We start from the raw sequence: 13,603 nt of genomic DNA, 5'->3' as shown, positions 1-13,603 counted from the left end.
TGCAAATTCCCCATAACTGAGTCCCGGTGTCGCGGGTTCGGTCTTCCCAGACTTTCGTACGCCTCGCGGCGCCCGAAACCCTTCAGGACAGCGGAAGGTCCGGTTTACGCTTGGAGATCAATAAACCGGACATACATATCTACTTGCAGCAGATCGTTTAGCTGAGGTCGAAGAAATCCAGATCGATTCTCTTGATCTCTATGGCACGACTGACGCGCACACCGACGCCATGTTCGATCATCAGATCAGCCAATGCTGCGCCGTCAATCAAAATGATGCGCTGGCTCAGATGACGTACGAAGTCCATCGCCGGGGCGCTGAAGGATGAAGTGGTGACGAACACGCCTTTGTGTGATCTGTGTCCCACATGGTGTTCGATCAAACCTCGTATTCATATTGCGATCGTGGTTGAGAGCGGTTTTTATAATCCGCTTTGGATTCATCGAAATAAATGACCGTCCAGTCTGGCAATTCCGCCTTGATCGCACGGGCGATTTCCAGACCGTCTCGGGCGAAGGTTTCCATGTCGAACGGCGGACTGTTTTCTTCAGGCGGAAAATCAAAGTTATTATAGCGTTGCGCCCATGCACGAAGCCGCTCCCGCAGTCTCCCGCTGACAGGAAGCTCATCCGCACATGTCAAGCATCCGTCACGATGCCAGACGCCTTCGCAGTCGTATTCGCCCATTATGCGAACCCATTTTTCGTCTGCGAGGGACGGTTCCTCAGCCATGCTTTTCTGTCTGCCGTTTCCTAGGAAGTGGCATGTCTTGAATGGACTGTCTGCGCCCTCTTTTCGGTTTCGGAGCCGCAGCACGTTCTGCCCGGACGCGGTCGAGCAACACGCTGGCGGGTTCGTCATCTGGGTCCTGCGGGACAAGTTCGCCCCGGAAGGCTTTGGCAAGAAGGGCGGATTCGAGGCGTTCGAGGAGAGACAGGGCGCGTTTGGCTTCTTTTTCGATGAGGTTGGCGCGAGCAAATACATGATTAATTTTCCGAACAATATTGTTTTGTTCAGGAAGAGGGGGAAGGGGCCACATTGCTCGGCGTACAAATTTCATATGCCGACTGTAACCTTTATCTGGAATTTCTATCGCAAGCATAGCGTAGTAAGCATAATCAACACATACATTTTCAGAGGGGCTAAGAACTTTTACGCCATCGGCTCCTTGTACAAACGGAGGATGGATTAGCTTTACTGATCGGGTATGATCTCCGAAAATAATTACAGGATCACTTGCTGTATGGATGAGATCTTTTCTGTCTGTATATCCCCCAATAATAGATTTCCCCTGATCGATCACAGGAAACTCCCCGGAATCCATATAAAGATTGGCAGGGAGTTTTTTCTTTGAATCTGTTACATCACTAAAGAATTGATTGAATTCTACCCATTTCCAGGATGAAGGCAATGAAGTTTCTGACCATTGTCCGCGCTCCTGGTCATCCTGGAATACTGATTTTACTTCAACAGAACATTTTTCATGGTGATACTCAGAATTTGATAACTTTCCTGAAAATGCAAAAAGCAATATTTTCTTTTTTAAATCTGAAACAGTATTCGATACGTGTTCCATTTTTTTGCGGGTACGGGCAATGCGGGCGGTCAGGCTGTCCAGTTTGGCGACGATGCGGCGTTGTTCGGCGAGAGGGGGAAGCGGCACTATCTGTTGTTTTAGTATTATCTGACTAATATTTGGTTGTGCTCCACCCTGTGCAAGGGAAATAAGTTTCTCTCTGATCGAGAGAAAATACTTTGCCAAATAGCGAGGGTTAATGGCCTCGCATGGGGTGCAAAATGCCACTGCTTGGTTTGTCGTAACGGGATAGGTGGTTATGCCGATTTTCCCGATTGTTGCACCATACAGGGCGACTAAAACACTGTTCGTCGGCACCCATTTTGCTGCGCACGCGTTCAGACCAGCTTCAGTAATTTGGATCTCATATTTTGTGATCTCTTGATCAGGAAGATCTCCACTGCGGATCCAAGGGATATTCCCATTATAATAAGTGGCTTCTGTCGATTTTGGTGTGCCCCCGCTACCCCATGTCCCAACTTCACTAGCTTCGGCCTCAACCCATCCCTGCGGCAACATCACTCCGCTGCCTCCACGCCGACATCCACCGCATCCCCTTCAAGTTCCGCCATCAGCGCCGCAATCTCTTCCAGAGCCGATTTCAGATGGCCTTCGATAGCTGCCGCAATATCCTCCGGCGTTTCCAGCCCGTCTTCGGCCTGATCGGTCGTGTCTTTCAGCCAGGTGATATCGAGATTGTCGCCTCTTGCCGCGATCTCCTCGCGTGTGAAACGACGGAAGCGGCCTTCCTCGCCCTGATCCTTGCGTTTTGCGCGTCCATTACGGTCCGAGCCGAAGGCTTTGACGAAATCATCGAGATCGCTGGTACCGAACGGGTTGGTCTTGCCGTAGGACGGCGCGCCGGAACGGGCGTCGTAGATCCAGACGGCTTTTGTGGCGTCTTTCACCGGCGCTTCGTCTTCCGAACGGGTGAAGAACAGCACGTTTGTTTTCACGCCCTGCGCGTAGAAGATGCCGACGGGAAGGCGCAGGATCGTGTGCAGCTCACACCAGTTCATCAGCATTTTGCGCAGGGCCTTACCGCGCCCGTCATCGAACAGCACGTTATCCGGGATGATGACGGCGGCCCGACCGCCCGGCTTCAGGGCGCGAATGCAGTGTTCCACGAAGGGAAGCTGGTAGGAGGAGACGGCCGAGGTGATCGTCAGATCGTCGCGCGTCGGCGGCCCACCTGCGGGACCGAAAGGCGGGTTGGTCAGGATCAGATCAACATTTTTGAACTGCGGGCGCGCACCGGTCGGACTGAGCGTGTCGCCGAGCATAATATTGTTCGGATCGATGCTGTGCAGATAGAGGTTCATCAGTAGCAGGCGATAGGTGTCCGGAACATTCTCGATGCCGCGCAACGCGTCCTGAAGCTGGAAGGCCTGCTGTTTGGGGGACAGGGTGAAGTAATCGTCCGTCTCGGCTTTCATGTGCAGATTGGCGGCAATCAGGAAGCCGCCAGTGCCGCAGGCCGGGTCTTCGATGATCTCGCCTGCTTCCGGCTGCATCAGACGGACCATGACGTCGATCAGGGCGCGGGGGGTGAAATACTGACCAGCGCCGCGTTTGGTCTCTTCCGCCATACGCTGGAGCAGGCCTTCATAGGCATCACCGAAAGAATCCCGCTCTTCCGTGAACCAGTGCAGTTCGTCGATGGCATTGATGAGTTTTCGCAGGTTGGCCGGATCGCGCACGATGGTCGAGGCATTCTGGAAAATGGAGACAATGGCGCGGTCAGAAACCTTTTCCCCGTCTCCAAGGTCGATCAGGGCTTGCTTATAGAGTCTGAGAACCTCGGTCTCGTTGGCGCTTTTCAGGGTTTTCCAGCGGTATTGTGCGGGAATACGCGTCTCGTCCTTCTGCTCGGACGCCATTTTCAGAAAGAGCAGATAGGTCAGTTCCGTGACGTATTGCTGATAAGTAACGCCATCTTTACGGAGCAGCGCGCACAGGCGCCAGAGTTTGTTCACCAGATCGACAGCGGGATTCATACGTCAGACACTTCCTGTTACGCGGCTCGGCCTCCTTCTGATCCGTCGGACCAGATGGCAGCATTGAGATCCTTCAATACATCACTTAGGCCAGAATCAAAGGTCTGGTTGATTACGTCAAAGCCACCTTGTTGTGCAAATAGCGGGTCGGACAGTAAGGCTGGGTCGCCCACGGGCTGGTCTTTCAGGGCGCGGCCGATACGGTTCAGCCATTGTGTCTGTCTGGGTGTCCAGTTTCGGGACGCAAGGATCTTCTGCACGCCGTTTTCCACGCGGGTTGCGTAAGGCACCAGTGGATCGCCGAGAGCCGCCTGACGGACGAAGCCGAGAATGTGGGCGGCGATGTCGGCGTTGCGTGCGGTGCCGTAAGCACGGCGGAGACTGGCTTCGGAGAAACCGTGTTCATCCAGTGCGGTGGCGAGGTCCTTGAGGTCCTGCCGTGTCAGATCGCGGGGCTTCTGTGTTGCCGCGATCAGGGCGGGAAGCGCGTTCATGTTGGCGCGGATATAGGCCTCGAAACTTTCGATGTAATCGGCGGGGCTGGCCTGTTTCCCGAAGGTATCGGTGATGGAGACAAGCTCGTCCTCATGCTCCGAGATATAGATACCGTTCGGGCGCTGGCGGTTCCCCGCGTGGTCGAGGATGGTCGCGAGGGAAGGATGCCGGGCGAACAGGTCCGCCGTCGCCGATGGTGGTGCGTCACGGAGCTGGTCTGGCAGGGCGGCCAGCGGGCCAAGCACGGCTTCAAGCGGTGCGGCGTATTCGGGGTCGATGTGACGGACGCGCTGGCGCAGTTTTACGATGATCTGATCGCGGACCCAGGTGCGGTCTTCATCCGTGGTGGCGCGGTTCAGATCGCCAAGAAGGGTCGCGAAGCTGAGTGAGGGATTGACCACCACCGGCTTCATGTCGGTGACGGTTTGCAGATTGGCGTAAATATCGACCGCATCGAAAATGCGGAAATATTCCTTGCCGATCTCATCGCACCGGCGTGTCGCGCGTCCGATCATCTGGTCATACAGGATACGGCTGTTGACGCGCCGCACGAAGACGAGATTGACGATGGAGGGGATGTCGATCCCCGTGGTCAGCAGATCGACGGTCACGACATATTTCGGACGAGGATCACTACGGAAGACCTTGATCCGTTCGTTCGGGCGATCGACCTCGCCGGTGATCTTCTCGACCATGTCATGTGGCTGGGGACCGTATTCTTCGATTAACGCCTGACGCAGCGCCTTGACCAGAATATCGGCGTGCGTATCGCGGGCCGCGAAGATCAGGGTCTTGCCGGGCTTGTCCGGCGGGCATTCCAGCGCGACAGCGGTGGCCACCGCACGGTTGAAGGCTTCCGTGTGGACCTTCTTGTTGAACTCGGCGACTTCGAAATCGACTTCGTCTTCAAGATCGAAGAGGTCGACCTGATTGGTGCGGGAGTCCACGACGGCGACTTCCTCGCCCGCGTCAAAGTGAATGCCCGTCTGGCTGAGAGCTGTCGTGATGCGGCGTGGCGGGCGATGGTCAATGAGATGCCCCGCGATGACGGCTTGACGATAGCTGTAGTGAAAGACCGGTGCGCCGAAAATCTCCCTTGTGTGTAGAGCAGGAGTTGCCGTCAGGGCGATCTGGGTGGCGTCAAAATAATCGAGGACACGCCGATAGGCAGAGAGGTAATCGTCCAGATTGCGGAAACCAAGATCGTCATCCCGCAATTCGGCATCCAGCACATAGCCACGATGCGCCTCATCGACGATGATGAGATCGTAGCTGCCCGGTGTCGGATGCTGGCCGTCCGGGTTGTCGAAAAGGCGACGGATCATGGCCTGTACAGTGGAAACCTGAACCCGATCCTCAAGGTCGGGGATCGCCTTGTCCATTCCGGCAATCGGAAAGATCTTATCGAATTTGAGCAGGCTGGCGGTTTCGGTATTGCTCATGGAATCCAGCGTCTGGATACCGAGGGCTTTCCGGTCGACCAGAAACAGGATGCGCCGGAACCGCTGGGCGCGGAGAAGCTCGTACATCAGCGCGATGGCAAGGCGGGTTTTGCCGGTTCCGGTCGCCATAGCGATGAGAAGGCGACGCTGCCCATTGGAGATGGCCGCCTCGACGGCATGAACCGCTTCAATCTGGTAATCACGCAATCCCGTCACGCCGAGTTGGCGGTCCGTCTTCGCCAGAGCGGCGGGATCGAGTTTCTGTTCCAGCCGTGCAGTCAGATCACGCGGGGAAAACCAGTCCATCAGGGCGCGTGGTGGTTCGCCGGTGCGTGCGTCCCAGAACCAGATGCCGGAGAGGGCCTCCAGTCTCTTGAAATAGGGACGGCCGTTGGTCACGAATATGAACGGAACACGAAACGCCGTGGCATCGTCTGATGGGGTGAAAGTCAGTTTTTGTTCGAGAGTCAGGATGATATCCTGACCGTAGCGTTTGGATTGTCCAAGGCGTCCAGCCACGTTCCTGATGGAACGCTTGGCTTCGATGACGCCAACAGCCTGACCATCAATAAAGAGCGCATAATCGACGCGACCGCTTTCGGTCGGCCATTCCGCAATGGCGACCGCTCGCCCCGCTTCGGGACGCGTGCCTCTGGCATGGCGGAGCGTTCTGCTGTTTGCTTCCCAGCCTGCGGCACGAAGCTGCGCGTCAATGAGCACGCGCGTGGTGGCCTCGTCGATCTCCAGTTCCTGCGCTTTCTGATCGGCCATCTGCGCCAGACCCGAAAGTTCTGCCACAGGCGAGGCGACGGCCTGAGCCTGCACCTGCGCCAGAGTGCGTTCGGCTGTTTGACGTTCCCGGTCCGCCTCGGCGGCGTAAGTCTCCCAGAATGCGCGGTCTTCAGCTTCCTTGGCCGCGCGCTCCTGGAGGGTTGCCTGCGCGGCGATCGCTTCCTGCGCGGCCATGCGGGCCTTGGCTTCGGCGTCCGCACTATCGGAAACGGCTTTGCGCAGGGCTTCGATTTCCTCACGCAGAGCCGGTGTCGCGTCTTCCGGCAGCCGGGGCGGGACGAACGGTCCGGCATGGAAATTGGGGGCCTGATTGTAAACCTGATGGAACCAGACGCCGATCAGCCGGGCCATTTTAAGCGCTTCAAGCGCTTCAGAACGTGTGCCTGCGTTTTCATGGACCGCTGTATTGCCGACGCGCTTGATATGAAAAAACAGGTCGGCAATCTGACGTTGCAGTAATCCGCGCCTCTGAAGGACGCGGAGGACGTCGTCAAAGGTAGCGCGCGTGTCGGGCAGTTCACCATGCCTGGCGGCGATATCCTTGGCCGTCAGTTCCGCGAACTGCCGCGTCTTGATTAGAGATGTCGGCGGGTCGAGAAGGAAGAAATGTTCGGCGAGCCGGCCCAATTTGGTCAGTTCTGGCGCAGCTTTTGCCAGAAAGGCAAAATTACCAGCCTGTTCCACCCTCTCCTTCATCCGCCAAACCTTATGCTGCGATCCCATCTGCAAAAATAATCTCTGTCATAATGTCGGGATAGTCAAACCGAGCACCGGATAAGGGTGACTGCATAATGGGATGTGCTATCGTCAGAACGTTTCCAGAGGGCAATCCGCGATAAGCTTTTTCACTTCCGTCGACTATCGCCTTGTAGACCTAGTCCGATAGTATCTCGATATTCTTATACCAGTCGTTAAAAATATGGATGGAACCACGTGAGCGACCCGGCGGTAGAGCTGCGTTCGCCATGGCAGCGTGATCTTCCAAACAGATTGGGTAGGATGCCTTCAGGCTATTTCTGGTTTTAGAAAGCAATGACGCCCGATTAAATGTCCGATATGAGGCGTATTCTGACGATCCGCCAATCATGCAACAGGGCATACGCATTGAGAACTGTCTCTTCACAGACTGACCTTATGCTGTACAGACATCCAGATCCTATATAAACAGCTGCCCCTATCCTATTTTTATCCGTTTCTATCCCGTTTGTTCCTACGATAGAAAATACACTTCCGCACAATGATACCTATTGGCTCTTATTATTAGCGCCAATAGGAAAGGTTAGATCAATGCACGCCAGAGCCATATCGTCTCCCCGGAAATCAATCCGTCGACGCCAGCTGCGTGAAATGGTGCCACTAGCCGACAGCACAATTTACGAAATGGAACAATGCGGTGACTTCCCGCGCCGCTTCTGTCTTTCGCCACGCTGTGTCGTATGGGACCTGGCCGAAGTGGAAGCATGGTTGGAAGAGCGGCGTTCGAAACCAAGTATGCCGGCAAGAGGTCCCGACGTAAGGCAGAGGCGAACGCGCCCGATCAAAGGGCAGGATCCGGCTCGAACAACGGCATAGATGGTGACACCAGGTTGGGCACGTATTTCTTACCTGCGATCCAGGCATCCACGGTGTTCGACCACTCCTGCATCATATGACGCCGTTGTAGCTCGTATTCTGCTTTATTATAGACGCCCCGCGAGGAACGCCCGTCTTCATGAGCAAGACATTTCTCAATCCAGTCGCTATTGAAGCCCAATTCATTCAGAAGCGTTGATCCGGTGCGACGAAGGTCGTGGACCGTAAAAGCTTCCAACGACAGCCCATCCTTTTTGGCCTGATCGACGACCGAATAGGTCACGCGATTGAATGTCGCGCGGGACATCGGCGCGTCTGCATCATAGCGAGACGGTAGTAGGTAACGTGAATTTCCTGCACACGTTTTCAATGCGATCAATATGTCCAGCATCTGATGAGAGAGATACACATTATGTGCCTTTGAACGCTTCATGCGTTCTTTAGGAATTGTCCAGACAGCATTCTCGAAATCAACTTCATCCCAGACAGCGTCCTGCAATTCGCTTTTCCTGACCATGGACAGTAAAAAGAACCGCATTCCCAGGCGGATGGTCGGCAACGTCGGTACGTTTTCTATCACCCGGAACAACACCCGAATTTCAGCGGGAGAAAGTGCACGGTCCCTGGGAACGAAGGTCGCGATCGATGAGGGTCCGACCTCGTCGGCAGGATTGGCAACCTTCTCTCCGTGCAAAATACCAAAGTTGTAGACCTGCTTTACAATATCTCGAACGTGTATCGCCGTCGCCGGCGCACCGCGATCGACTATCGCTGCACAATGCGTCCTGAGATCATTCGGCGTGATCTTGGTCAGAAGACGATTGCTCCAGACAGGAAGCAGTTCCCGTTCGAAAATTGCGCGACGCATGGCCCGGGTGCTATCGGCCATTGCTGCAGCCTGCAGCCATTTCTCTCCCAGCTTGCCAAAGCTTTTGGCCTCCTTGAGGCGCCGCTTGTTGCGCTGCTTCTCGATCGCCGGAGAAATTCCTTCCGCAAGAGCGCGTCTCGCATCAATACACTTCTCCCGTGCACGCGCGAGCGATAGTCCCCCTGGACCGTATTTCCCGAAACACACGGTCTCGCGCCGTCCATTCAGACGGTAGTCCATTCGAAAGGACACCACGCCTTTTTCCGTGACGAGGACATACATCCCGTCACGGTCCACGACCTTGTATTTTTTTCCTTTTGGTTTCAACGGTCTAATTGCAGCATCCGTAAGCATTGCACCGCCTCCGACCCGAAAATACCGTCAAGGGATTTTGGCGGGCTGTTTCGGCAAAAAAGCAGCTTTTTACAAAGACTTATTGTAAAAAAATACCGTCACAGGCCCATCTGCCCATGACGGTATTCACACAATTCCCAACTGGCAAGCCTGACGAGGTCCGTCACGCATACCGTCAAAACCAACCTGTGCACATCGATAGTCTGCAATAGCAGACGACGACATTAACTTTTTATTTCAGTATGTTAAGTAGGGTTCAGGGAGGGAGTGGGATACTTCAGGACCCCTTGTGAATCATTCCCACTCAATAGTCCCCGGCGGCTTGGACGTAATATCGTAAGTCACGCGGTTCACGCCACGCACTTCGTTGACGATACGACCAGCCACGCGGTTAAGGAAGGACATGTCGAACGGATAGATATCGGCCGTCATGCCATCCGTGCTGGTGACGGCGCGCAGGGCGCAGGCGTAGTCATATGTACGGCCATCTCCCATAACACCCACCGTGCGCACGGGCAGCAGGACCGCGAAGGCTTGCCAGATGGCATCATACAGTCCCGCCGTGCGGATTTCTTCAAGGAAGATGGAATCAACCCGCCGCAGCAGATCCAGCTTTTCGCGCGTGATCGCACCGGGAATACGGATGGCCAGCCCCGGCCCGGGGAAAGGATGACGCCCAACAATGGCCTCGGGTATGTCCATCTCGCGGCCAAGTTCACGGACCTCGTCCTTGAACAGTTCACGCAGCGGCTCGACCAGCTGCATCTTCATCCGCTCGGGCAGGCCGCCCACGTTGTGGTGCGACTTGATCGTGACCGAAGGGCCACCCGTGAAGCTGACACTCTCGATCACATCCGGATACAGCGTGCCCTGCGCCAGGAATTCGGCACCACCCAGCTTCGCGGCTTCTTCCTCGAACACCTCGATGAACAGGCGGCCGATTGTCTTGCGCTTGATTTCGGGGTCGCTCACCCCCTCCAGCGCCGACAGGAACAGGTCCGATGCATCACGATGGATCAGGCGGATATTGAAGCGGTCACGGAAGGTACGGATGACCTCATCCGCCTCACCCGCGCGCAGGATGCCGGGATCAACAAAAATACAGGTCAGCTGGTCACCGATGGCCTGATGGATCAGCACTGCCGCAACCGAGGAATCAACCCCGCCGGACAGGCCGCAGATCACACGCCCCTTGCCCACCTGCTGGCGGATGCGGGCAATTTCCATGTCACGGAAACCGGCCATGGTCCATGTACCCCGGCAGCCGGCCACATCATGGGTGAAGTTGCGCAGCAGGGCGGCACCATGCGGGGTGTGCACCACCTCGGGGTGGAACTGCACGCCATACAGGCGGCGGCCTTCATCAGCGATGATGGCAAACGGCGCGCCCTCGCTCACGGCCACGGCCTGGAAGCCCGGCGGCAGCTTCGTCACGCGGTCGCCATGGCTCATCCATACCTGCTCACGCCCACCGCGTGCCCAGGTGCCGCGGAACAGCGCGCAATCCTTGATGATATCAATGTGCGCGCGGCCGAATTCACGATGCTCGTGCGTCTCGACAGTGCCGCCAAGCTGGCGGCACATGGCCTGCTGCCCGTAGCAGATGCCCAGTACGGGCACATTCAGCGCAAAGACCACATCGGGTATTTTCGGCGCGTTTTCATCCAGCACGCTGGCCGGGCTGCCGGAAAGGATGATCCCCTTGGGCGCGAAGGCGCGAATACGCTCCGGGCTGCTGGAATAGGGCCAGATCTCGCAATACACGCCACTTTCACGCACGCGCCGGGCGATAAGCTGCGTCACCTGACTGCCGAAATCCAGGATCAGAATACGATCCTCGTGCAGGGTTTCATCAAGCCCTGCCGGGGGGGAAGCTGTATTCACGGTATCGTTCATCATGTGTCTTTCGGTCACGGCATTATAGATAAACTAGGCTTCCAGCATGCGCCGGGAACATATTGCAAGCGTGAGATAGTCTTTCCCACCCGGATAGCACAATATGAACCTTCGGGCAGGAGGGCATTTCCGGCCGGTTTTCACAAGATAACGGCTTCACACGGTCCGGACCACCGGCACGCCCCACCACGGAACCTTTTGAAAACATTTCCTGACCGGATTATAGGGTTGTCACATGACCATACGCCACCTTGCGCCACTGACTGTCGCCTGCCTCGTCGGTTTTTTCTCCTGCGCGGCCATGGCGGACGCCCAGCATGACCCCACCGGGCTGTGGACGGGCAGGCTCGTGACCGATCAGGGCACGTGTGATGAAACCCGCGATACCTCCACCTTCCAGGTCGGGACGAAGCGCCTCGCCTTCACCCCGGCCGATGGCTCGATCGCCCTGCGTGGCGTAGTGGAAAAGGGAAGCACCCACTACCATACCGAGGCCCTGATCCAGCAGCCCTCCGGCGCGCCCTTCCCCATGGTGTTCGAGGCCCACCCGGAGGGCGACACCATGGTCGGCACCTATGGCACCCCACGCTGCCGGGCGCATATCGTGCTGAAACGCTAGCCCGGGGCATTTACGGCCCCGCCCTTCACGCAATCGGGAACACCCGTGCCGGATACAGGCATGGATGCGCGCCGACGATCCGATATAGTTCCCCCATGTCTGCTAACATGACACTCGCTGGCGCCGTCCTGTCCATTGTTGTCCGTAATGGGCGCATGCTGCTGATTTGCAGGCGCAACCCGCCCGATCAGGGTTTATGGGGCTTTCCCGGCGGCCGCATTGAATATGGCGAGAGCTATCTTGATGCGGCGGCACGGGAACTGCGTGAGGAAACCGGCTTTGAAACCCATGCCGAAGGCACGCTGACCGCCTTTGACCTGATCGACCGCGACGGGAATGGCCATATCCGCTTCCATTACCTGATCGTGGCCGTCAAATGCCACGACAATGGCTGGACCCGGATTACGGCGGGCGATGATGCCTGCGAAGTGGGCTGGTTCGACCTGGCGCAGGTACGCGCCAATCCCGCCGCCTTCAGCCCCGGCCTGCTGGAACTGGGGGAACTGGCCCTGTCCGACCGCGGCATTGCCCCATGGCCCGTGGCGACCCAGAACCGCGCTCCCGGCGACCACACCAAACATCGGACCGAAAGTATGCTGTCATGACCCAGTTCTCAGCCCTGATTGTCGAGGATGAAGCGACAATAGCGGAACTGGTCGCCACCATGCTCGGCACGCAGGGTATCAGCACCACCATAAGCAGTGGCGTGACCGATGCCATGCGGCAGGTTGAGGGCCATGCGTTCTCACTGGTGCTGGTGGATCTGACATTGCCCGATGGCACGCCCGATGACCTGATCGCCACCGCCCGCGCGCGCGGCAGCCATATTATTGTCATGAGCGGCGACCCGGACCGGCTTGCCGGTTACGCCCCGCTGTGCCTGCTGGAAAAACCCTTCCGCATGAAAGCCCTGATGGAACAGGTCCGGCAGTTCCTGCCGCTGGCGGGGTAAGGACGTGTCATACGCCCCGTAATGCACATGCCTGCGGCGGGGTTTTGCATGCTTTTCTTCCAGCAAGTCCGATAGCCGGAAAGTCCGCCCCCATCTGGCCTGAACCACGCTTACGGGTATCGGGACATTCATTCGGGCGATACGGGTGGATGTGAAACCTACCGCTCCCCAGACGCAGGCAGGCACGCAATGCTAAGGCGCAGGGCGGGAGACAGGTCATCGCGCATATGAACGCGATACAGGTCAACGGCTTCCGCCGTCCGGCCATGCCGCCCGCGCAGTAGCGTTCCAATCCGCTCGACGGATGTGAATGCATCATGGCTGAATGTGCGCCGGGGATTGCACACCATGATCCCATCGCCAGACACGCCATGCGGCAGATCGAACAGCGCCCAGCGCGCCTCCATCCCCACGACCGGGTAGCGGGGCGGCATGACCGTGGCCAGTTCCGCTGCCGTGCCATAGTCACAGGCGGCAATGAATTCTCCCGGCCGCGCCGTGGTGGCAATCTGCCCGGCAAGGCTGCGCCACCCCGCCATCTGCCGCAGGGCGACATCGGTATGCGCGGATAAGGGCAGCGGGGCAAACAGCGCCTGCGCATATACCAGCGCGCCAATCACCAGCCCCCCACCCATGGCCCAGCGCCACCAGCGCCACACCACCAGCGCCGCGCCCACTGCCAGCATGGGATAGATCACGACCGGCCAGTTCGCCTGCACCCGGTCGCCCACGGCATGCTGCACGAAAACACATGCAGGCAGCACACTCATACAGGCAAGCAGGCGCGCACCGGGCAGTTGCCGTGCGCGCCGCAGCAGGCAGACCTGCCCCCATATGAAAAAGGCGGCAATGCCGGGTGTCATCAGGCCAACCTGCCCCAGCAGCAGTTCGCTCAGGAACTGGAAGGCGCGACCGGGGTGCCAGTCCGCCGTGCGCCCGCCCTGCCGTGCGAAACTGGCCCAGCCATGCGTGGCGTTCCACCAGACCACCGGCGTGACACACAGCATCGCCACACCCACCCCGCCCATGAGCGCCGCCCA

Annotated in this window: 11 protein-coding genes and 1 pseudogene; 4 read left to right on the top strand and 8 right to left on the bottom strand. The window is 57.5% G+C overall.

Annotated elements, in window-relative coordinates; genetic code table 11:
• Nucleotides 1–157: 157 nt before the first annotated feature.
• From DY926_RS16600 to hsdR, 5 genes are read right to left on the bottom strand one after another with little or no spacing between them, the layout of a single operon-like run.
• Entirely contained in the window at nt 158–382 is a 225-nt protein-coding gene (locus tag DY926_RS16600; RefSeq protein WP_241503289.1) for a restriction endonuclease, read from the bottom strand.
• Complete coding sequence (locus DY926_RS16595; RefSeq protein WP_116704348.1) at nt 379–732, bottom strand: hypothetical protein; 354 nt, start codon at nt 730–732, stop codon at nt 379–381. Before DY926_RS16595 ends, DY926_RS16600 begins: the two co-directional genes overlap by 4 nt.
• Complete coding sequence (locus tag DY926_RS16590) at nt 725–2,095, bottom strand: restriction endonuclease subunit S (RefSeq protein ID WP_241503291.1); 1,371 nt, start codon at nt 2,093–2,095, stop codon at nt 725–727. Before DY926_RS16590 ends, DY926_RS16595 begins: the two co-directional genes overlap by 8 nt.
• A complete protein-coding gene (locus tag DY926_RS16585) occupies nt 2,095–3,573 on the bottom strand; it encodes a class I SAM-dependent DNA methyltransferase (RefSeq protein ID WP_116704346.1) in 1,479 nt (492 codons plus the stop codon). The genes DY926_RS16590 and DY926_RS16585 overlap by 1 nt, the downstream gene beginning before the upstream one ends.
• A 17-nt stretch (nt 3,574–3,590) precedes the next feature.
• Nucleotides 3,591–6,998 carry a type I restriction-modification system endonuclease gene (gene hsdR, locus DY926_RS16580; RefSeq protein ID WP_116704345.1) on the bottom strand — a complete coding sequence of 1,136 codons (3,408 nt, stop codon included), beginning with the start codon at nt 6,996–6,998 and terminating at the stop codon, nt 3,591–3,593.
• Nucleotides 6,999–7,589: 591 nt separating this feature from the next.
• Between hsdR and DY926_RS16575 the strand changes: the two genes are divergently transcribed.
• Entirely contained in the window at nt 7,590–7,874 is a 285-nt protein-coding gene (locus tag DY926_RS16575) for a helix-turn-helix transcriptional regulator (protein ID WP_116704344.1), read from the top strand.
• Here the strand turns inward: DY926_RS16575 and DY926_RS16570 are convergent.
• Together DY926_RS16570 and guaA are read right to left on the bottom strand one after the other, a co-directional pair.
• Nucleotides 7,840–9,096 (bottom strand): tyrosine-type recombinase/integrase, encoded by a 1,257-nt coding sequence (locus tag DY926_RS16570; protein ID WP_116704343.1) that lies wholly within the window; start codon nt 9,094–9,096, stop codon nt 7,840–7,842. The two genes, DY926_RS16575 and DY926_RS16570, sit on opposite strands and share 35 nt — an antisense overlap.
• 294 nt (nt 9,097–9,390) lie before the next feature.
• Complete coding sequence (guaA, locus tag DY926_RS16565; protein ID WP_116704342.1) at nt 9,391–10,995, bottom strand: glutamine-hydrolyzing GMP synthase; 1,605 nt, start codon at nt 10,993–10,995, stop codon at nt 9,391–9,393.
• Between the two features lie 232 nt (nt 10,996–11,227).
• On the opposite strand from guaA, the gene DY926_RS16560 reads away from it, so the two are divergent.
• The 3 genes from DY926_RS16560 (at nt 11,228) to DY926_RS16550 (ending at nt 12,563) form a co-directional block, all read left to right on the top strand.
• The gene (locus tag DY926_RS16560; protein ID WP_116704341.1) at nt 11,228–11,611 is read left to right on the top strand and encodes a hypothetical protein; all 384 of its coding nucleotides are present in this window, start codon (nt 11,228–11,230) and stop codon (nt 11,609–11,611) included.
• A gap of 95 nt (nt 11,612–11,706) precedes the next feature.
• Nucleotides 11,707–12,216: an NUDIX hydrolase gene (locus tag DY926_RS16555; protein ID WP_116704340.1), complete on the top strand. Its 510-nt coding sequence runs from the start codon at nt 11,707–11,709 to the stop codon at nt 12,214–12,216.
• A complete protein-coding gene (locus DY926_RS16550; RefSeq protein ID WP_116704339.1) occupies nt 12,213–12,563 on the top strand; it encodes a response regulator in 351 nt (116 codons plus the stop codon). The genes DY926_RS16555 and DY926_RS16550 overlap by 4 nt, the downstream gene beginning before the upstream one ends.
• Before the next feature lie 158 nt (nt 12,564–12,721).
• Here DY926_RS16550 and DY926_RS16545 read toward each other — a convergent pair.
• A pseudogene (locus DY926_RS16545) lies at nt 12,722–13,603 on the bottom strand (4-amino-4-deoxy-L-arabinose transferase); the annotation flags it as partial.

It is taken from the genome of Komagataeibacter melaceti (assembly GCF_003403295.1).
GTDB lineage: Bacteria > Pseudomonadota > Alphaproteobacteria > Acetobacterales > Acetobacteraceae > Komagataeibacter > Komagataeibacter melaceti.
This window is presented reverse-complemented; position numbering and strand designations above follow the sequence as displayed.

Bases quoted from the DNA above. Each gene is read 5' to 3' on its own strand.
- DY926_RS16550 (WP_116704339.1), top strand. From the start codon at position 12,213: ATGACCCAGTTCTCAGCCCTGATTGTCGAGGATGAAGCGACAATAGCG.
- hsdR (WP_116704345.1), bottom strand. From the start codon at position 6,998: ATGAAGGAGAGGGTGGAACAGGCTGGTAATTTTGCCTTTCTGGCAAAA.
- DY926_RS16590 (WP_241503291.1), bottom strand. From the start codon at position 2,095: ATGTTGCCGCAGGGATGGGTTGAGGCCGAAGCTAGTGAAGTTGGGACA.
- DY926_RS16555 (WP_116704340.1), top strand. From the start codon at position 11,707: ATGTCTGCTAACATGACACTCGCTGGCGCCGTCCTGTCCATTGTTGTC.
- guaA (WP_116704342.1), bottom strand. From the start codon at position 10,995: ATGATGAACGATACCGTGAATACAGCTTCCCCCCCGGCAGGGCTTGAT.
- DY926_RS16585 (WP_116704346.1), bottom strand. From the start codon at position 3,573: ATGAATCCCGCTGTCGATCTGGTGAACAAACTCTGGCGCCTGTGCGCG.
- DY926_RS16575 (WP_116704344.1), top strand. From the start codon at position 7,590: ATGCACGCCAGAGCCATATCGTCTCCCCGGAAATCAATCCGTCGACGC.
- DY926_RS16570 (WP_116704343.1), bottom strand. From the start codon at position 9,096: ATGCTTACGGATGCTGCAATTAGACCGTTGAAACCAAAAGGAAAAAAA.
- DY926_RS16560 (WP_116704341.1), top strand. From the start codon at position 11,228: ATGACCATACGCCACCTTGCGCCACTGACTGTCGCCTGCCTCGTCGGT.
- DY926_RS16595 (WP_116704348.1), bottom strand. From the start codon at position 732: ATGGCTGAGGAACCGTCCCTCGCAGACGAAAAATGGGTTCGCATAATG.